This window comes from Sphingomonas sp. Leaf5, assembly GCF_001421155.1.
Lineage (GTDB): Bacteria > Pseudomonadota > Alphaproteobacteria > Sphingomonadales > Sphingomonadaceae > Sphingomonas.
Window position 1 is genome coordinate 97441 of sequence record NZ_LMJZ01000024.1, and the last position, 18986, is coordinate 116426.

General features: G+C 66.1%; 20 protein-coding genes and 1 tRNA gene. 9 read left to right on the top strand and 12 right to left on the bottom strand.

What is annotated here, in order from left to right; genetic code table 11:
- The first annotated feature begins 56 nt into the window (after window positions 1-56).
- From ASE50_RS16590 to ASE50_RS19710, 3 genes are all read left to right on the top strand, one after another.
- Window positions 57-1415: a DUF418 domain-containing protein gene (locus tag ASE50_RS16590; protein WP_056403183.1), complete on the top strand. Its 1359-nt coding sequence runs from the start codon at window positions 57-59 to the stop codon at window positions 1413-1415.
- Between the two features lie 59 nt (window positions 1416-1474).
- Window positions 1475-2500: an aspartate-semialdehyde dehydrogenase gene (locus tag ASE50_RS16595; RefSeq protein ID WP_056403186.1), complete on the top strand. Its 1026-nt coding sequence runs from the start codon at window positions 1475-1477 to the stop codon at window positions 2498-2500.
- 82 nt (window positions 2501-2582) lie between these two features.
- Entirely contained in the window at window positions 2583-3281 is a 699-nt protein-coding gene (locus ASE50_RS19710; RefSeq protein ID WP_056403189.1) for a PAS domain-containing protein, read from the top strand.
- Window positions 3282-3401: 120 nt separating this feature from the next.
- On the opposite strand, the gene ASE50_RS16605 is transcribed toward ASE50_RS19710, so the two are convergent.
- Window positions 3402-3941 carry a YitT family protein gene (locus ASE50_RS16605; protein WP_082439084.1) on the bottom strand — a complete coding sequence of 180 codons (540 nt, stop codon included), beginning with the start codon at window positions 3939-3941 and terminating at the stop codon, window positions 3402-3404.
- Between the two features lie 242 nt (window positions 3942-4183).
- On the opposite strand from ASE50_RS16605, the gene ASE50_RS16610 reads away from it, so the two are divergent.
- Both ASE50_RS16610 and ASE50_RS16615 read left to right on the top strand, forming a co-directional pair.
- Window positions 4184-4621: a GFA family protein gene (locus tag ASE50_RS16610; protein WP_056403195.1), complete on the top strand. Its 438-nt coding sequence runs from the start codon at window positions 4184-4186 to the stop codon at window positions 4619-4621.
- The gene (locus ASE50_RS16615) at window positions 4608-5366 is read left to right on the top strand and encodes an alpha/beta fold hydrolase (protein WP_235512410.1); all 759 of its coding nucleotides are present in this window, start codon (window positions 4608-4610) and stop codon (window positions 5364-5366) included. The genes ASE50_RS16610 and ASE50_RS16615 overlap by 14 nt, the downstream gene beginning before the upstream one ends.
- Before the next feature lie 25 nt (window positions 5367-5391).
- Here ASE50_RS16615 and ASE50_RS16620 read toward each other — a convergent pair whose 3' ends face one another.
- The 7 genes from ASE50_RS16620 to ASE50_RS16650 form a co-directional block, all read right to left on the bottom strand.
- Entirely contained in the window at window positions 5392-6060 is a 669-nt protein-coding gene (locus ASE50_RS16620; protein ID WP_056403200.1) for a glutathione S-transferase family protein, read from the bottom strand.
- A gap of 55 nt (window positions 6061-6115) precedes the next feature.
- Complete coding sequence (yihA, locus tag ASE50_RS16625; RefSeq protein ID WP_055995385.1) at window positions 6116-6784, bottom strand: ribosome biogenesis GTP-binding protein YihA/YsxC; 669 nt, start codon at window positions 6782-6784, stop codon at window positions 6116-6118.
- Window positions 6781-8478, bottom strand: coding sequence for a membrane protein insertase YidC (yidC, locus tag ASE50_RS16630; protein ID WP_056403205.1), 1698 nt, complete (start codon window positions 8476-8478; stop codon window positions 6781-6783). Before yidC ends, yihA begins: the two co-directional genes overlap by 4 nt.
- A gap of 16 nt (window positions 8479-8494) precedes the next feature.
- Window positions 8495-8707 carry a membrane protein insertion efficiency factor YidD gene (yidD, locus tag ASE50_RS16635; protein WP_056403487.1) on the bottom strand — a complete coding sequence of 71 codons (213 nt, stop codon included), beginning with the start codon at window positions 8705-8707 and terminating at the stop codon, window positions 8495-8497.
- Window positions 8708-8736: 29 nt separating this feature from the next.
- The gene (rnpA, locus tag ASE50_RS16640) at window positions 8737-9069 is read right to left on the bottom strand and encodes a ribonuclease P protein component (protein WP_056403208.1); all 333 of its coding nucleotides are present in this window, start codon (window positions 9067-9069) and stop codon (window positions 8737-8739) included.
- Between the two features lie 5 nt (window positions 9070-9074).
- Window positions 9075-9209, bottom strand: coding sequence for a 50S ribosomal protein L34 (gene rpmH / locus ASE50_RS16645; protein WP_055760361.1), 135 nt, complete (start codon window positions 9207-9209; stop codon window positions 9075-9077).
- A gap of 73 nt (window positions 9210-9282) precedes the next feature.
- Window positions 9283-9564 carry a hypothetical protein gene (locus ASE50_RS16650; protein ID WP_056403211.1) on the bottom strand — a complete coding sequence of 94 codons (282 nt, stop codon included), beginning with the start codon at window positions 9562-9564 and terminating at the stop codon, window positions 9283-9285.
- Between the two features lie 114 nt (window positions 9565-9678).
- Between ASE50_RS16650 and ASE50_RS16655 the strand changes: the two genes are divergently transcribed.
- The 4 genes from ASE50_RS16655 (at window position 9679) to ASE50_RS16670 (ending at window position 12232) form a co-directional block, all read left to right on the top strand.
- Window positions 9679-11184 (top strand): YifB family Mg chelatase-like AAA ATPase, encoded by a 1506-nt coding sequence (locus ASE50_RS16655; protein WP_056403214.1) that lies wholly within the window; start codon window positions 9679-9681, stop codon window positions 11182-11184.
- Between the two features lie 77 nt (window positions 11185-11261).
- Window positions 11262-11678, top strand: coding sequence for a DUF805 domain-containing protein (locus tag ASE50_RS16660; RefSeq protein ID WP_321163380.1), 417 nt, complete (start codon window positions 11262-11264; stop codon window positions 11676-11678).
- Between the two features lie 42 nt (window positions 11679-11720).
- Window positions 11721-11805 (top strand) — tRNA-Leu (locus ASE50_RS16665).
- A 61-nt stretch (window positions 11806-11866) separates the two neighbouring features.
- Window positions 11867-12232, top strand: a complete 366-nt coding sequence (locus ASE50_RS16670) for a PilZ domain-containing protein (RefSeq protein WP_162235902.1) — start codon at window positions 11867-11869, stop codon at window positions 12230-12232.
- Window positions 12233-12254: 22 nt separating this feature from the next.
- Here the strand turns inward: ASE50_RS16670 and ASE50_RS16675 are convergent, their stop codons facing one another.
- The 4 genes from ASE50_RS16675 to ASE50_RS16690 all read right to left on the bottom strand — a co-directional run bounded on the left by ASE50_RS16675 (window position 12255) and on the right by ASE50_RS16690 (window position 18693).
- Window positions 12255-13730 carry a tryptophan halogenase family protein gene (locus ASE50_RS16675; RefSeq protein ID WP_056403225.1) on the bottom strand — a complete coding sequence of 492 codons (1476 nt, stop codon included), beginning with the start codon at window positions 13728-13730 and terminating at the stop codon, window positions 12255-12257.
- Window positions 13727-14746, bottom strand: coding sequence for a cupin-like domain-containing protein (locus tag ASE50_RS16680; protein ID WP_056403227.1), 1020 nt, complete (start codon window positions 14744-14746; stop codon window positions 13727-13729). The genes ASE50_RS16675 and ASE50_RS16680 overlap by 4 nt, the downstream gene beginning before the upstream one ends.
- Window positions 14743-15444, bottom strand: a complete 702-nt coding sequence (locus tag ASE50_RS16685) for a SapC family protein (RefSeq protein ID WP_056403228.1) — start codon at window positions 15442-15444, stop codon at window positions 14743-14745. Before ASE50_RS16685 ends, ASE50_RS16680 begins: the two co-directional genes overlap by 4 nt.
- A gap of 102 nt (window positions 15445-15546) precedes the next feature.
- Window positions 15547-18693 carry a TonB-dependent receptor gene (locus ASE50_RS16690; protein ID WP_056403231.1) on the bottom strand — a complete coding sequence of 1049 codons (3147 nt, stop codon included), beginning with the start codon at window positions 18691-18693 and terminating at the stop codon, window positions 15547-15549.
- Window positions 18694-18986: the final 293 nt, after the last annotated feature.

The following is an 18986-nucleotide window of genomic DNA, read 5'->3' on the forward strand; positions in this document are numbered from 1 at the left end:
CGTCCGACTTTCCCCGCGCCTAGCGTTTCGGCGCAGGGGCTTGGGGGAGTCGGGCGATGGGGGAAGTTGCGGGCGGAATCGCACCGGTCACGGGGCGTGCGCGGATCGAGGTGCTGGACGTCCTGCGGGGTCTGGCGATCCTTGCCATCTATTATATGAACGTGACGATGCAGGCGTCGGCGACGACGCTGCTGTTCGCCGACTTCCGCTGGATCGGGTGGACGCCGATCGACCGGGTCGCGTGGGGCTTCGTCACGATCTTCCTCGAAGGGACGCAGCGCGGCGTGCTCGAGCTGCTGTTCGGGGCGGGCTTCATGGTGCTGACCGCGCGGGCGATGCGGCCCGACGGGCCGGTGGCAGTCGCCGACCTGTTCTATCGCCGGACGCTGTGGCTGTTGTTCTTCGGGCTGGTCAACGTGTTCGTCGTGCTGTGGGTCGGCGATATCCTGACCGTCTATGCGATCGCGTCGCTGTTCCTGTTCCCGTTCCGCCTGTTGGGGCCGAAGGCGCTGGTCGCGCTGGGCAGTCTGATGATGGTGGCCAATCTGGCGATGGGCGGCATGGAGTATGTCGACCGGGTCGCCCTCCAGACGAAGGTCGAGCGGGCGCAGGCGGCACGGATCGCGGCCACACCGGTGGCGAAGGACGATGCCAAGGCGCTGGCCGAATGGAACAAGAAGCTGGAGCGTCGCCGGCCGAACGAGAAAATGGCGAAGGATCTGGTCAAGGAGCGCAAGGCGCATGCCGGCGGCTGGCTGCCCTATGCCAGCTATTACTGGGACGGCTGGATGAAGTTCATGATCGGCAAGGGATTGCTGGTGATGGTCGTCGTCGAGGCGTTCTGCACGATGCTGATCGGAATCGCGCTGTGGAAATGGCGGATCATCCAGGGCGGGCGGACGTCGCGCTTCTATCTCGGGCTGATGCTCGCCACCTATGGCTTCGGCCTGACCGCGCGCGCGATCGGGGTGGTCGAATTGATGCCGATGCTGCCCACGGCCAAGACGATCTGGTTCACGCAGGAGGCGGCGCGGATCGCGGTGAGCATCGGCCATGTCGCGGCCGTCAATCTGGCCATGAGATCGGTCGCGGGCACGCGGGTCCTTGCGCCGCTAAAGACGGTCGGGCGGATGGCGTTCTCGGTCTATTTCGTCGAACAGATCATCGGGCTGCACATCCTGTTCGCGCCGTACGGCTTCAACCTGTGGGGCCGCTACGGCCATGCCGGGCAGTTCGCGATCGCGACCGGGGTCATCGTCGTAAGTGCGCTCGCCGCGTTGATCTGGGCACGGTTCTTCGCGATGGGGCCGCTGGAATGGGCGTGGCGCAGTCTCGCCTATTGGCAGCACCAGCCATTCCGCCATCCGCGGGGGGTGCCGGAGGTCCTGCCGGGGCCGACGCTGGCGGCGGCGTGACTTTACAAAAGCTGCGAAAGGGCTATTCCGCGCGCAAGATTTGATCGCGGAGTAAGCAAGTGGGATATCGGGTAGTCGTCGCCGGGGCGACCGGCAATGTCGGTCGCGAAATGCTCAACATCCTGGCGGAGCGCGAATTTCCGATCGACGATCTGGCAGTATTGGCATCGTCGCGCTCGGCCGGCGACATGGCCGATTTCGGTGAGACCGGCAAGCAGTACAAGATCCAGAATATCGAGCATTTCGACCCGGCCGGCTGGGACATGGCGTTGTTCGCGATCGGCAGCGAAGCGACCGCGGTCTATGCGCCGAAGTTCGCCGCCGCCGGCTGCACCGTGATCGACAATTCGTCGCTGTACCGCATGGACCCCGACGTGCCGCTGATCGTGCCCGAAGTGAACCCCGAGGCGATCGACGGATATCGCGTGAAGAATATCATTGCGAACCCCAATTGCTCGACCGCGCAGATGGTCGTGGCGCTGAAGCCGATCCACGATGCCGCCAAGATCACGCGCGTCGTCGTCGCCACCTATCAATCGGTGTCGGGCGCGGGCAAGGCGGGCATGGACGAGCTGTTCGAACAGAGCCGCAACATCTTCGTCGGCGACAGTGCGGACCCCAAGAAGTTCACCAAGCAGATCGCGTTCAACGTGATCCCGCACATCGACAGCTTCCTCGACGACGGGTCGACCAAGGAGGAGTGGAAGATGGTGGTCGAGACCAAGAAGATCCTCGACCCCAAGATCAAGGTCGTCGCGACCTGTGTCCGCGTGCCTGTGTTCGTCGGTCACAGCGAAGCGATCCACATCGAGATGGAAAACGAGCTGTCGGCCGAAGATGCGCAGAAGATCCTGCGCGAGGCTCCCGGCATCATGCTGGTCGACAAGCGCGAGGACGGCGGATACGCGACGCCGATCGAATGCGTCGGCGACTTCGCGACCTATGTCAGCCGCGTGCGCGAGGATTCGACGGTCGAGAATGGTCTGGCGCTGTGGTGCGTGTCGGACAATCTGCGCAAGGGTGCGGCGCTGAACGCCGTGCAAATCGCTGAATTGCTGGGACGTCGCCACTTGCGCAAGGACTGACGGTACGTTCGCGGACGCAGTTCGGTTCGAAGCACGCGCATGTCCTAAAGGGTCGTTAACCGATCCGTGCTAGGGTCGGCGCATGGATACGGGAACCGTCCGCGACGATGCCGTGCACCGGGGTGCATGGGAAGCGATCTGCCGGTCGCAGGCGGTGATCGAATTCGCGCTCGACGGCACGATCTTATGGGCCAACGACGCGTTCCTCGGCACCATGGGCTATACCCTAAGCGAGGTTCGCGGACGGCATCACCGCATCTTCTGTTCGTTGGCCGACGCCGTATCGCCGGCCTATGCCGCATTCTGGCGCAAGCTGGCGGCGGGAGCGTTCGAGGGCGGACTATACCGCCGGATCGATCGACAGGGTCGCGACGTGTGGTTGCAGGGGACCTATAATCCGGTGCTCGATCCGCAGGGGCGCCCGTCGACGATCGTCAAGATCGGCACCGACATGACCCGGCAGATCGTACTGGAACGCGAGGTGCAGGCGCGGCTGGACGAGGGCAACCGCTTCCGCACGGCGCTGGAGGAACAGCGGGAAGCGTTGCAGTCGGCGATGAACCAGTTGGCCGGGATCGTCGCGTCGATCGGCGATATCACTGCCCAGACGCGGCTGGTCGCGCTGAATGCCGCGATCGAGGCAGCACGGGCGGGCGAGGCGGGTACCGGTTTCGCGGTGGTGGCACGCGAGGTCAAATCGCTGGCCGACGATATCCGCGCGGCAACCGAACGCGCCGCGACGATGTTGCGCGACCATGGCCGGCCGGTATTGGTGGCTTGAGGGTAAACGCTAACGCATCAGGCCTTGGGCCGATCGATATTCGTCGACGATTTTACGATGTTGCTCCCCTCCCTGGAAGGGAGGGGAGAGATGTGATCGGTTCGTGAACATCGATCGCCCTTAGTACCCCGTGTAGCGTCCCGGCCGGTGCCATGCGATCAGGATGCCGCTGATCGCCGCTGCGCTCAATGCCGACCATGCGACCTGCACCGGTGCCACCACCGCGAACGACGTCGCGAGAATGCCGAGGTCGATCGCGATCTGTGTCCGTCCCGCATTCCAGCCGCGCGTGCGTTGCAGCCACAGCGTCACGACACCGGTTCCGCCGACCCCGGCATCGTGCCGGGCAAGCGCGAGGATGCCCATGCCGATGACGGTACCGCCGGCAATCGCGGCAAAGGCCGGATGCACTTCGACGATCCGGAACCCATAGCGCGCCATCGTGGAGAACAGCGCGATCCCGGCATTGACCGCGATCGTGCGCACCATGAACCGCGTCCCCATCGCCCGTTTGGCGAACAGAAAGAACGGGATGTTGATCAGCGTGAACAGCACGCCGGTCGGCAGCGGCACCAGATAGGACACCAGCAACGCGATGCCGGCAATGCCGCCGGTGACCAGACCTGCGGCACGCAGTAACGCGAGCCCGAGCGCGATCATCACACATCCGACGACGATGGCATAGACATCTTCGGACCGGCTGTGCGGTACGCCGTTGTGGGGCAGGGCGGGGGCGATGGCGTCGATCTCCGGTCAGGCCGGCACCCTCTCCCATGTTCTTTTATTGCGCGGATATCTATCGCGGATCGGGCGGCAGGTGAAGCGGCTAATTCGGACGCCGACCATGACCGGAACCCGCACAGGGGCCATGCGGTTGTGGGGTGGCAACGAAAGGATGTCGCATGGCCGAGATCATGTCGGGCGGATGCCAGTGCGGGCGGATCCGCTATACGGTGACGATCCGTGACGATGACGCCTATCTCTGCCATTGTCGCATGTGCCAGCGCGCGACCGGCGGCGTCTCGATCGCGTTCAAGAACGTGGCCAGGCACGACGTGGCATGGGATCTACAGCCCGATCTATACGCGTCCTCGCCGATCGCCAGGCGCGGTTTCTGTCGCGATTGCGGGACGCCGATCAGCTTCGAATTTCCCGATGGCGACAACATCGATCTGACGATCGGCAGCTTCGACGAACCGGCGCGGTTCCGACCGCACCATCATTTCGGGGTCGAAAGCCGCCATCCGCAATGGCTCGACACACGCGGCCTGCCCGAATATCGCGCGGACGAACATGGCCCCACCGTCGAACGCTGGAAGAACGCACTTGGCACATCCTGAACCTACGACGCATCGCTTCGCCAGTTTCGACGGGGTCGAAATCGCCTGGAGCGAACTGGGCGAGGGGCGGCCGGTCGTGCTGATCCATGGCTATTTCAGCGATGCGCAGACCAACTGGATCAAATACGGCCATGCCGCGAAGATCGCGGCGCTCGGCCGGCGGGTGATCCTGCCCGACCTGCGCGCGCACGGCCTCAGCGCCCGGCCGCAGGACGCCGCCGCCTATCCGCCCGATGCGCTGGCCCGCGACGGCATGGCGCTGATCGAGCATCTCGGGCTGACCGATTATGATCTGGGCGGCTATTCGCTCGGCGCGCGCACGGCGGTGCGGATGGTGACGATGGGCGCGACGCCGGGCAGGCTGGTGCTGAGCGGCATGGGGCTGGAGGGGTTGCTCGATACCGGGCGGCGCGCGGCGCATTTCCGGCGCATCCTGACCAACCTCGGCAGTTTCGAACGCGGGTCGAATGAATGGATGGCGGAGGCGTTCCTAAAGACCACCGGCGGCGATCCGGTGGCGCTGCTCGGCATCCTCGACACCTTCGTCGATACCTCGCGCGAGCAACTGGCGGCGATCGGCCAGCCGGTGCTGGTGCTGGCCGGCGAGGAGGATGACGACAATGGCAGCCACCGCGCGCTCGCCGACCTGCTGCCCGATGCGCGGCTGGTCGAGACGCCGGGGAACCATATGAGCGCGGTGGTGAAGCGCGAACTGGGCGCCGCGATCGCGGCGTTTTTAGCGTAATTCCTCCCCGCGAGCGGGGAGGAGTTTACTTCACCGCTTGCTCATATTGCTCGAGCACCCACTCCTCTTCCTGCGCACTGGCGATCCAGTCCTGCATCCATGGATGGTTGATGAGGGTGATGATGTACCCCATCGCAAAGCGCGGGCAGGGCAGCGAATAGGTGACGATCCGTGTCGCGACCGGTGCGAACATGATGTCCGCCGCGCCGAATTCCCCGAACAGGAAGTCGCCGCCGTGTCCGAACCGCGCGCGCGCCTGCGCCCATAGCTCGTAGATGCGCGACAGGTCGGCGGCGACATCGTCGTCGGGCCGGGTCGGGTCATAGACCTGGCGGACGTTCATGCTGTGCTTGCGGCGCAGCGGCGCGAAGCCCGAATGCATTTCCGCCGCCATCGACCGCGCCATCGCGCGCGCAGCGGGATCGGCCGGCCAGAATTTGTCGCCGCCCGATTTCTCGTTCAGATATTCGACGATCGCCAGACTGTCCCACACGACGATCTCGTCGCCGTCCCACAGGATCGGGACCTTGCCCGACGACGGCGCGAACTCGTCACCCTCGCGGCGCTTGTCCCAGTCGGCGTCGTAGAGGGGCACGACGACCTCCTCGAACGGCAGGCCCGACAGCTTGGCCGCCAGCCAGCCGCGCAGCGACCAGGAGGAATAGGCCTTGTTCCCGATGATGAGCTTCAGCATGCGGCCGCTCGTGCCACGTCGCCCGTGGCGTGTCGAGCCATCGGCGGACGCGACGTCAGCCGATCGACTCGATGACCGCCGCGCGCAGTTCGGCGATGCCCATGCCCTTTTCGCTCGACGTCGAGATGACGTCGGGGTGCGCGGCCGGACGCTTGCGGACTTCGTCGCCGACCGCTTCGTACACCGCTTCCAGTTCGGTCGCCTTGATCTTGTCGGTCTTGGTCAGGACGATGCGATAGCTGGTCGCTGCCTTGTCGAGCATTTCGAACACGTCGCGGTCGACGTCCTTGATGCCGTGGCGCGAGTCGATCAGCACCAGCGTCCGCTTCAACACCTGCCGCCCGCGCAGATAGTCGTTCACCAGATAGCGCCACTTGCGGACCATGTCCTTGGGTGCCTTGGCGAAACCATAGCCGGGCATGTCGACCAGCCGCAGTTTCAGCGGCGTGCCGATGTCGAAGAAGTTCAGTTCCTGCGTCCGCCCCGGCGTGACCGAGGTCCGCGCCAGCGAAGTGCGGCCGGTCAGCGCGTTGAGCAGCGACGATTTGCCGACGTTCGACCGGCCGGCAAAGGCGATCTCGGGCACGTCGGGGCTGGGCAGATGCTCCAGCGCCGGCGCGGACTTCAGGAACTGGATCGGTCCGGCAAAGATCTTGCGCGCCGCTTCGATCTGGTCGGGATCGAAGCGGTCGTCGCCCGGCGGCGGGGGTGGCAGGTCGTTCACTTCGCAGCCGCCTGCTTGAGCGCCGGATGCCGGGCATAGAGCAACTGCTGCTGCGCGATGGTCAGCAGGTTCGACGTGATCCAGTAGACCTGCAACCCGACCGCGAACGGAGCCATGATGAACATCAGCACCCATGGCATCAGGCCGAAGACCTGCTTCTGCATGTCGTCCATCGGGGCGGGGTTCAGCTTGAACTGGAAGTACATCGAGATGCCGAGCAGCACCGGTACGACGCCGATCGCGAGGAAGTGCGGCAGGGTGAAGTCGAGATAGCCGAACAGGTTCAGGATCGTCGCCGGATCGGGGGCCGACAGATCCTTGATCCAGCCGACGAACGGCTGGTGCCGCATCTCGATGGTCAGCAACAGCACCTTGTACAGCGCGTAGAAGATCGGAATCTGGATCAGCGTCGGCAGACAGCCGGCGACCGGATTGACCTTTTCCTCCTTGTACAGCTGCATCATCTTTTGCTGCAACTGCGGCTTGTCGTCCTTGTACCGCTCCTGCAACGCCTTCAGCTTCGGCTGGATGGCGCGCATTGCCGCCATCGAGGCGAACTGGCGCTGGGCGATCGGGAACATCAGGCCACGGATCGTGACCGTCAGGAGGATGATCGCGACGCCGAAATTGCCGACCAGACGGAACAGCCAGTCGAGATAGACGAAGATCGGCTCCTCCACGATGCGGAACCAGCCCCAGTCGATCGAGCGCGAGAAATAGGGCACGCCCTGCGCTTCATAGGCGTTGAGCAGCTTGTTCTCCTTGGCACCCGCAAAGAAGCGGACGCTCTGCATCAGCGCCTGCCCCGGTGCGAGCGTCGCCAGCGTCGGCGAACGATAATCGGCCTGATGCCGCTGGTCGCCGCCCTTGAGCGTCAGCGTGTGCTGTACGCCCTGATCGGGGATCAGCGCGGTCATCCAGTAATGGTCGGTGAAACCGATCCAGCCGCCCTTGGTGGCGAAGGTTTCGGGCTTTTCGTCGATGTCCTTGTAGTTGACGTCGAACTTCACGCCGTTGCCGGCTTCGTAGACCGGGCCGACCTGGATCGTCATCGTATCCTTGTCGACCGGCGCGCCGCGGCGGCTGAGCAGGCCGTAGGTCGCGACCTGGATCGGCTGCGGTCCGGCATTGGCGACGCTCTGGCGGACGGTGAACATATAGCCGTCGTCGACCGAGATCTGCATCTGGTACCGCTGTGTGCCGACCGTGGTCGACAGCGTGACCGGGGTCTGCGGAGTCAGCTTCGTACCGCTGGCGGTCCACTGCGCATCGGCGGGCGGGGCCGACACGCCGGTGCCGCTCCAGCCGAACTGCGCGAAATAGGCATCGACGGTGCCCGACGGCGACAGCAGCCGGACCGGCGGCGAGTTGGCGTCAATCGTTTCCTTGTGCTTCACCAGCACCAGATCGTCGATCCGCCCGCCGCGCAGGTTGATCGATCCGTGCACGGCAGGCGTTTCGATCGGAATGCGCGGGGTTTCGCGCAGCACGAGCGCCCGGTCGCGAATCGCGTTCGCGGTGTCGGCGGCCGGATCGGTCGCCGGATTGGCTACGGCCTTGCTCTTTCCGTCCTCCAGCTTCGTTACCGGCGGATTGGCAGCCGGAAAGAAGTGGTTGGCGATATACGGCCAGCCGAACAGCACCAGCGCAGCCAGTACCGCGAACAGCAGGAAATTCTTCTGGTCGTTCTTCACGCGAAATCCTCAGGCTCTAAGGCACCGGGTCGTGGCCGTGCCCGCCCCAGGGATGGCAGCGCGCGATCCGTTTCGCGGCCAGCCACCCCCCCTTTGCCGCGCCATAGCGGGCAATGGCGGTGATTGCATAGGCCGAACAGGAAGGTTGATAGCGGCAGGACGGCGGCAGGATCAGCGACGGCCCCAATTGCCATGCGCGCGCGACCAGCATCAGCAGGCGCGCGGCGATGCCCGGCCGGAGCGATTCGCCATCACCGGTCACCGCCGTACCTTGCGCAATGCCTTGGTCAGGTCGGCCTTGAGATCGTCGAAAGGGCGTTCGATGCCGCTCGCGCGTCCGATCAGCACATGATCGGCACCGGCGACGCCCATATCGGGCAGCATTTCGGCGGCAAGCGCGCGAAAACGCCGTTTCATCCGGTTGCGGACGACGGCGTTTCCAACCTTCTTCGATACGGTAATGCCGATTCGCATCGCATTCGGCGATTCGGCCAGTTCGTCCGCCCGGCGCTGTCGCACCAGCAGGACGAAGCCGGGCATAGGCGCCCGGCGTCCCGCATTCGCCGCCAGATAATCCCGGCGGCGAAGCATCTTGGTCAGGCCGACAGCTTCTTCCGGCCGCGCGAGCGGCGGGCGCGGATCACGTTGCGGCCGCCCGGCGTCGCCATGCGCGAGCGGAAGCCGTGACGACGGGCCCGTACCAGGTTGCTCGGCTGAAAAGTCCGCTTCATCACTCATTCCCCGGGTATTCAAACTGCTAGAACGTAAAAAGCCGCCAGTGACGGCGGCCGCGTGACGAGCCCCTTAGCGATGCACCGCCTTCAAGTCAACGGAGGTCGGGATGGTCTCCGCGCGCAGCCGCCGCCGCTTGGCACTGGGACGGCGCAGCGCCCGGTCCGACATCGCGCGCAGTCGCGGGAAGCGGCGCATGGTCCGCGCGAAGCGGCGGCGCGCCCGGCGCGAGTTGCGCAGGATCAGCGCCAGCCCGGCGGCGAAGGTGAAGATCCCGACCGGTCCCGGCAGCACCGCGACGACCGGCGTCGCGAGGATCAGCAAGGCACCGAGCGCCAGGAGGAGGATCTGCATGATAGGTTGCCATGCCACCCGTGTGTTGCCGGTTCAAGACGCCTGCGATGCGCGGTCGCTTGACCGGGCCGACCTGATGCGGGACACGACCGGACACGGGGAACAGGGGCATTCATGGTCGCGATCGTATCGACGGCGGCGTATCTCGGGCTGGAGGCGCGGCGGGTGGAGGTGCAGGTGCAATTGGCACCGGGCGTCCCCGCATTCGTCGTGGTCGGACTGGCCGACAAGGCGGTGGGCGAAAGCCGCGAACGGGTGCGCGCCGCGATCGCCGCGATCGGGCTGGCGCTGCCGCCCAAACGCATCACGGTCAATCTGTCGCCGGCGGACCTGCCCAAGGAAGGATCGCATTACGACCTGCCGATCGCGCTGGGCCTGTTGGCGGCGATGGGCGTGGTGGATGCCGAGGGGCTGGCCGACTTTGTCGTCGTCGGTGAGTTGAGCCTCGACGGGCGGATCGCGGGATCGCCCGGCGTGCTGCTGGCGGCGATGCTGGCAAGCGGCGAGGGGCGTTCGCTGATCTGCCCGGCCGAACAGGGGGCGGAGGCGGCATGGGCCGGCACGCCGGTGATCGCGGCACCCGATCTGCTGTCGCTGCTGAACCATCTGAAGGGCGAACAACTGCTCGGCAATCCGCAGCCCGGCGGCGCGGAGGACGCATGGAGCGGCAACGACCTGCGCCAGGTGAAGGGGCAGGAGACGGCCAAGCGGGCGCTGGAGATCGCGGCGGCGGGCGGTCACAACCTGCTGATGGTCGGCCCGCCGGGCGCGGGCAAGTCGCTGCTGGCGTCCTGTCTGCCGGGCATCCTGCCGCCGCTCGATGCGGCCGAGGCGCTGGAAGTGTCGATGGTCGCGTCGGTCGCGGGGTCGCTGACCGGCGGGCGGATGACGCGGGTGCGGCCGTTCCGAACGCCGCACCACTCGGCGTCGATGGCGGCGCTGACCGGGGGCGGGCTGCGGGTGAAGCCGGGGGAGATCAGCATGGCGCATCTGGGCGTGTTGTTCCTCGACGAACTGCCTGAATTTCAACGCGCGGTGCTCGATTCGCTGCGCCAGCCATTGGAGACGGGGCAGGTCAGCGTCGCGCGGGCCAACGCGCATGTGACCTTCCCGGCGCGGGTGCAGCTGATCGCGGCGATGAACCCGTGCCGTTGCGGGCATCTGGGCGATCCGGCGCTCGCCTGTGCTCGGGCGCCGCGCTGTGCCGCCGATTATCAGGCGAAGGTATCGGGGCCGTTGCTCGACCGGATCGACCTGGCGATCGAAATGGCAGCGGTGAGCGCCGCCGATCTGGTCCTGCCGCCGCCGTCCGAGGGATCGGCGGAGGTGGCGGCGCGGGTGGCAAGTGCGCGGGCGGTGCAGCGCGAACGCTATGCCGCAACCAGCGTGCGGACCAATGCCGAGGCGGACGGCAGCGTGCTGGAACAGGCAGCAGTGCTCGACGTGGCGGCGCGGGCATTGCTGGCACAGGCGGCGGAAACGATGCGGCTGTCGGCGCGCGGGTTTCACCGCGTGCTGCGGGTCAGCCGGACGATCGCCGATCTGGCGGGGGCGGAAGGCGTCGGTCGGGTACATGTCGCGGAAGCGCTGAGTTACCGGCGGCGGGCACCGGTCAATTGAAGCATTGCCATTGGCGCGGCGAACCGCAACGATGACGATATGGTGCGACGATGACGGGGAGATGGACGATGTATTGGATGACGCTGCCGCTTCGGCGTTACGCGGATTTTTCGGGGCGGTCCCGGCGGCTCGAATACTGGATGTTCTCGCTCGGCTATCTGATCGCCGCGATCCTGATCGGCTTGATTGCGGCGATGTCCGGCGCCTTCAGCTATGACAGCGACTTCACGCCGGCGAACGGGTTGCCGGCGCTGTGGCTGATACTGTTGGGGCTGATGGGGCTTGCCCTGATCGTCCCGTCGATCGCGGTGCAGGTGCGGCGATTCCATGATCAGAACCGGACCGGGTGGTTGGTGCTGCTCAGCTTCATTCCCTATGTCGGCGGACTGATCGTGCTGATCTTCATGTGCCTGCCCGGAACGCCGGGGCCGAACCGCTATGGTCCCGATCCCAAGGACCCCCATGGCAGCAACGACGTCGACGTGTTTTCCTGACGGTTGCAGGCGCTGTCGGCTTGCGCTAACGGACCGCTGCGTGCCCCTGTGGTGAAATTGGTAGACGCGTCCGACTCAAAATCGGATTCCGAGAGGAGTGCTGGTTCGAGCCCGGCCAGGGGCACCAATTTCGCGGATGCCGGGTGCCCGCCCGGCACCGACCGACGATCCCCCAGGATATGGTCGTCATGAACGAAGATGATGCATCGTCCGCCGAACGACCGCGCCGTCACAGCGTGATCCTGAACGCGCGGATCGAAACCCGCGGTCAGGTCGTCGAATGTCGTGTCCGCAACCTGTCCGAAACGGGCACTTGCATCGACAATCTCGCCGATCTTGCCGCCGGCGACCGGGTATTGGTCACCATGGGTACCGTCCACCATGTCGAGGCGACCGTACGCTGGGTCGAAAACGGGCGCGCCGGACTGCATTTCGAGGGGGCGACCGTCGATATCGCCGCTGCCCGTCGTCCGCGCGGAACGGTGGTGCCGGCGTCGCGTACGGTCGCGGGCTGGCTCGACAATATCCACAGCCCCTATCGGCGCGGCGAGTAGCGCCGATCCGCCGACGCTCGCGTCACGCGCCGCTGCGGCAATACTGGTCGAGAAACTGCTGATGCGTCGGCAGCGCCGCTACCCCCGCCGCGATTCCGTCGTTCAGGTCGCGCAGCACGGCGGCCAGCTGCCCCGGCGGCATCATTTTCGCCAGCGGGTGATGGGCCGCCGGTTCCAGCCGCTGGCCCAGCATCACCTGCAACCATGATCCGACGCGGAACAGATCGTCGGCGGATTGATAGGCATGCGCCCCTTGCGCGAACAACGCGATGCGTTCCGCCAGCGTGTCGGGCGGCGCGATCTCGCGCCGTTCGCGCCAGAAGGGTTCGGGCCGCTGGTTCAGATGATAGTGCAGCAGCACGAAATCGCGCACCGCTTCGATCTCGCGGCGCGACTGTTCATTGAAGCGCGCCCGTGCCGCTTCGCCCGGATGGCCGAACGGCAGCAGCTGGACGAGGCGGGTGAGCGCGATCATGACCATATGGATACTGGTTGATTCGAGCGGTTCGACGAACCCGCTCGAAAGGCTGATCGCCACGCAATTGCGTTCCCATGTCGTCAACCGCCGCCCGGTGCGGAACCGGATCAACCGCGGCTCGGTCAGGGTCTGCCCCTCGATCGACGCCAGCAGCCGGTCGCGTGCGGCATCGTCGCTCAAATGGCGCGAGCTGTAGACCAGCCCGTTGCCGACCCGGTGCTGGAGCGGGATCTGCCAGCGCCAGCCGGCGTCATGGGCGATGGCGCGGGTATAGGGCGGCGCGGGGCCGGTCGCGACCGTCTGCACCGCCAGCGCGCGATCGGTCGGCAGCCAATGGCCCCAATCCTCGAACCCTACGCCCAGCGTCTGTTCGATCAGCAGCGCGTGGAACCCGGTGCAGTCGAGGAACAGGTCGCCCGCGACGCGCCGTCCGTCGTCCAGCACAAGCGCGGCGATGTCGCCGCTCTCGCCCACGCGTTCGACACGGGCGATCCTGCCCTCGACCCGGGTCAGCCCCTGCGCCTCGCTGCGGGTGCGCAAATAGGCCGCGTAGCGGCCGGCATCGAAATGATAGGCATAGTTAAGCGGCGCGTCCGGCCCGGTCGCGAACCGTCCCGCCTCGGCCGCCTCGTGTTCGAGGCAATAGGCACCGATCGGCCCCGCCACGCCCTGCGCCCGTGCCTCCAGCCAGAAATGCTGGAAATCGCCCATCCACGTCGATCGCCCGACCTCGCCGAACGAGTGGAGGTAACGGTCGCCTGCGCGCGCCCAGTTTTCGAACGCGATGCCCAGTTTGAAGCTGGCCCCGGTCGCGCCCATGAAGTCGGCTTCGTCCAGGCCGAGCAGCGCGTGGAACGAACGGATGGTCGGGATCGTCGCTTCGCCGACGCCGACCGTACCGATGTCTTCGGACTCGACCAGCGTCACCTCGACCAGCGACGACAGCTGCCGGGTCAGCAGCGCGGCGGCGAGCCAGCCGGCGGTGCCGCCGCCCGCGATCACGATCCGCATGCGCGTCATCGGTTCAGCCTTTGCAACAGGCGCGCGCGCAACCGGCGGGCGGCGGCTTCGTCGAGCGGGGCGAGGTCGCCCTGGATCGCGGCGGGCAGATGCGCGCGGGCTTCCTCGCCGCCGCTCCACACATAATGGTCGAACATCGCCGCCCATGCGGCGCGCTCCGCCGCCGGGCGGTCCCGCAGCGACAGCAGCGCGTGTAGCAGGGTCGTCATCGGGCTGTCGGCATACGCCGGGGCGTCGTTCCACCAGTAATTTATCATGGCGTTGAACGGCGAGAGCGCCTCGACATTATGCCACCATAAAGCCGGGTAGAAGAGGACGTCGCCCGGCTCCAGCTCCGCGACCTGCGCATGCGCCATCGCCTCGGCAAAGCGGGGAAAACGGTCGTGATCGGGCGCGCGCAGATCGACCATGCTCACCACCTGTCCGCCGGGCGTCGGTTCGAGCGGGCCTGGATAGAGGTTCGCGACCTGATCGGGCGGGAACAGGGTGAAGCGTCGCCGTCCGACCATGCACGCGGCAAGGTTGTTCGACATGTCGTAATGCGTCGCGGCGGTCGTGCGGTTGCCGATCCAGATGCTGACCATCGGCGTGGGCGTCCCGGCGGGCCATGGCAGGTCGTTCTCGCCGCGCAGTCCGGGGAGGTACAGGTCGAGATCGGTCGACCCGACATAGATGGCGGGGGCGGCGGGATCGTCGAGTCCGTCGACGATGCGGTCGAGACAGGCGGTCAGCCCGACCCGGTCCGCATCGAAATTAAACCCGCTGCAATCGTCGCGGTAGAAGAACCGCCCGCCCATCGCCGCATCGCCGGTAAAGGCGACGACCGGCCGCCCGCTGTCGAACCGCTTGAGGTAGGCGATGGCGGCGTCCGGGCCGTCGCGCCCCGCCGCGACCAGCGGCCAGCCGGCGGCAAGGCCGCGCAGCACCACCGGTTCGTTCGCCGCGACCAGCGCCGCCGGCGACCAGCCGCCCGTGCGCGCCGCCTCGATCGACCGGACGACGCGCGGGTGGGTCATGCGGCGTGCCGCCGTTGCCGCCGTTCGATCAGCCGCGGGATATTGTCGAGCGACGCCGACGCCATGAATGCGGCGCGCAGCGCACCGCTACGATGCAGCGTCGCCAGCGTGTCGGCATCCAGCGCATCGAGCCGGTCGTCGGCGATGACGAGGATGTCGGCGATGGCACAGGTCTGGCCGTCACCCAGATCGACGTCGATCGTGGTCGGGCGCAGCAATCCGGCTGCCTCCCATGCGGCAAAGAGCGGGGCGTTGATCGCCTGCCCCTCACGAATGACGCTCAGCACCGCCTCGACATGCGCGAGATAGGGCGCGGTGCCGCCATGGCGCAGATAGAGCGGCTCGCCCGAACCGTCGCGCCGCACGCGCGGGTCGTCGAGGTTGATGCGCACGCCTTCGCCCGCCGGATCGGGCGCGAACGGTCCGCGCTGGCGGACGGCGGGAATATAGCTTGCCGGCCAGCCGCCATCGGAACCGAGGAACAGATTGTCGTCCGGGTCGAGCCCGAGCAGCGCGACGGCATAGACGCCGCCGCGATCGTCGCGCCGGAACAGGATCGGATAGTCGCGCTGTGCCGCCTCGAACTCGTTGGGGAACAGCAGCACCTGATTCACCGCGTCGCCATGCGCGGCGTCGTGCACCACCGCGACGGTCAGGTCATGATGGTCGACATTGTTGAGCAACACGGGGTTGGGCATCGCGATCCTTGGGGCAGGGTGCCGCCATGGTATGAAGAAGGGGTTGCAAAGAAAAGAGCCGTTCGGCGGTCCGAACGGCCCTTTCCAGTCACTTGACCGTGATCAGAAGCGGTAGCGGGCACCGAGCAGGAAGCGCGGCTTCAGTTCCTGCGCGAACACCAGCGCGTTGCGATCGCGTCCATATTGCACCAGCGGCTCGCTGGTCAGGTTCACGCCCTCGATCGACAGCGCCATGCGGTCGTTCAGGTCGTAGCTGATGTTGAAGTCGAGCGTACCGAACGGCGCGACGAACAACGGGTTGCGGCTGTCGCCCTGGTTGGTCGCGGCAAGGAACTTGTCGCGCCAGTTGTACGACACGCGCGCCGACAGCCCGCTCTTGTCATAGATGATCGAGCCGTTGGCGCTGTCGCCAAGCCCCGTCAGCGCGAACACGTTGACGCTGGGGTCGGCGGCGATATCGGCATTCACGTCGCCATACACCTTCGTGTACGACGCCTGCACGCCGAAGCCGGTGTTGCCGAAGAAGTGCTGCCCGGCCAGTTCGAAGCCGTAGATATGGCCGTCTCGGTTGTTGACCGGCTGCGACACTGCGAAGTCGTAGAGCGGGTCCTGTCCATTGGCGAAGATGTCGACCGATTGCAGGATGCTGTTGACGTAATCCTGGTTCAGCGCGCCCGCCGCGTTCCGGTTCGCCTGGAAATTGGCGTCGGCCTGAGCGGTGTTGCCGCCATTCTGGCTGAGCAGCGCGGTGTAGGTGAACAGGTTGACGTCGCTGAGGTCGGCACCCAGCGCGCGCAGCCGGTCGGCCGCCGTGCCCGACCGCGTGCCCGCCGCACCCGACGACGGATCGCGCAGGTCGAACAGGCTGCGGTTGAAGACGCCGGTCCCGATGAAGTTGCGCACCCGCTTGTCGAAGAACCCGAGCGAGACATAGCTCGACGGCTTGTAATACCATTCGACCGAGACGTCGAAGTTATCGGATACCAGCGGCAGCAACCCGGCATTGCCCGAGTTACCGGTGGGACGACCGCCCAGTGCCACCGGCCGCGAAGGCGCGCCCGCCGTGGTCGATGCGAACAGGTTGCCGTAATCGGCGCGGGCGAGCGTGCGGCTGGCCGATGCGCGGGCGACGACATTGTCGAGCACCTCGATGTTGAAATCGACCGCCGGCAGCAGGTTGGTATAGCTGCCACGTTGCGACACGGTCGACGCGGACGACGAGATGACCGACGAGAAGTCGTTGTCGGCATCCCATTTGATCGCCGACGGGATCGCCTGCAACGCGGTCGAGCGGACCTTCGTCTCTTCGTAGCGGGTGCCGAACACCAGGTTGGCGGTGCGCCCGGCAATCTCGCCCTTCCACGTGATCTGGCCGTACACGCCCCAGATCTTTTCGCCGACGCTGTCGAAATCATTGGCGGTCGTGTTGATCGGGTTGGCGGCATAGAAGTTCGAGAACAGGTCGTTCAGCACGACCGCGTTGCCGCGGAACGCGGTGCGCTTCACGTCCGCCGGGCTGAACGTGTCGAACTTGCAGTCGAGGCAGAAGGTCTTGACGACGTTCGACGCCAGCCGTTGCACGATGCCAGGATCGGTGATGCCCCAGTCGCCCAGCTGCTGCTGCGTCTGCACCCGCGCACTGGTCATCTGCGCATCGGTATAGGTGCCGCCGAAATCGAACCGGCTACCGCCGCCCAGATCCCAGCCGAGATCGGCGCGACCGCCATTGATCCGCTGCCGCTGGGTCGCGGTGTTGGTGCGCGCGATCTGCGTGCCGAGGTCGCCGATGTCGAGGACGCCGTTGCCGTTGCCGTTGATCGTGTCGTTGATCGTCTGCGTCACCTGCGGGAAGCCGGTGCTGTAGTCGATCGCTTGGCTGCTGATGACCGGCGCGCCGAGCGACACCAGCGTCACCGACGTGCCGTTGGCGGCATCCGGCGTCGACTTCGACACGGCATGATAGCCATCGAGGTTCAGCGTCAGATTGTCGGTCATCTCCCACTTGCCGTTCAGGCCGTAGGATTGCAGCTGGGTCTTGGTCGCGCGGAATTGCTGTTCGAACCCCTGATCCTTTACGCCGTTGATCGATTCCGCGATGAAGTCGGGCGTTGCGATCACGTCGTTGCCGTTGAAGCGGATCTGGCCGAACGGGCGGTTGAACCAGTTGGTCTGCTCGCTGCGCTGCTCTTCCAGCCGGTTCTGCGCGAACAGCGCGTCGGCGGTGAAGGTCAGCCGGTCGGTCGGGGCGAGTTGCAGCACCGCCTGTCCATTGATGCGCTCGCGCTTGTTCTCGGAGAACTGGTAGCGGCTGTCGTTCGGGATCAGCGCGAACGGGGTGGTCGGCCGGTTCTCGATCTGCGTCTGCCCGTTCACATACGGACCGGCGGGGTTGAGGACGTTGGCGGTCGGTACCACGGTGAAATAATTGGGCGCGCTCTGTGCCGAGGTGCTGTCGCGCCGTTGATAGCTGCCGAACACCGACAGGCCGATGCTGCGCGAGTCGTTGCGCCAGCTGAGCAGGCCCGACACTTCGGGCAGGACGCGGGCGCCTTCGCCGGCATTGGTGCTGACGTCGTGCAGCGCCTTCACGCCGAACGACCCGGTGACGCCGGTTTCGCGCGAATCGAGCGGCTTGCGGGTGACGACGTTGATCGCCGCGCCGATGCCGCCCGACGGGATCGCGGCGCGGCCGGTCTTGTAGACCTCCAGCGCCGATACGCCTTCGGACGCGAGATTCTGGAAATCGAACGAGCGGCCGGTGCCGCGTGCGAAGTCGCCCGCGCCGCTGGTGTCGACGTTGGAGGCGGGCAACTGACGCCCGTTCAGCGTGACGAGGTTGAACCCGCCCGAGAAGCCGCGGACCGAGACCTGCGAGCCTTCGCCGTTGACGCGGTTGATCGATACGCCGGTGATGCGCTGCAGCGACTCGGCAAGGTTGGTGTCGGGGAACTTGCCGATATCCTCGGCCGAGATCGCATCGACGACGCCCGCCGAGTTGCGCTTGATATCGATCGCGCGGTTCAGCGACGCGCGGATGCCGGTGACGACGATCTCGCCGCCATCTTCCTGCACGGGGTCCTGACCGGTCGGCTGGGCGATGCTGCCCGCCGTGCCTTCGGTCGCGCCCGGCTGGGCATTGGTGGCGGTATCGGTGGTCTGTGCGGCGGCGATGCCCGGTGCGACGGACAATGCGGCGAGCGCAATGGTCGAGGACGTGCGCGCGAGCGTGCGAAGAAGGTGGCCCTTCATACGGAATCTCCCCTAAGTGGTTCTGACGGTTCAATCCGTCCATCATTCTCGCCGGATGATCCGGCTGTGGTAACGCTACCAATCTGTCCAGCGTTGTCAATGCGCGAACGGTGTGATTCGCCGCTGCTAAGATATTATCTTGTATTCTTTTTAGGTCGGGATCGATGCCCTGTGTGCGGCAGGAACGGCGCATTCTCGACGTTAACCGTAAGTTATCGCCTCACCGCTACTACCCGTGGATCGATACGACAGCGCGTCCGTGCGGAAGCGTTTCGGGGGGGAGCAGGTTGACG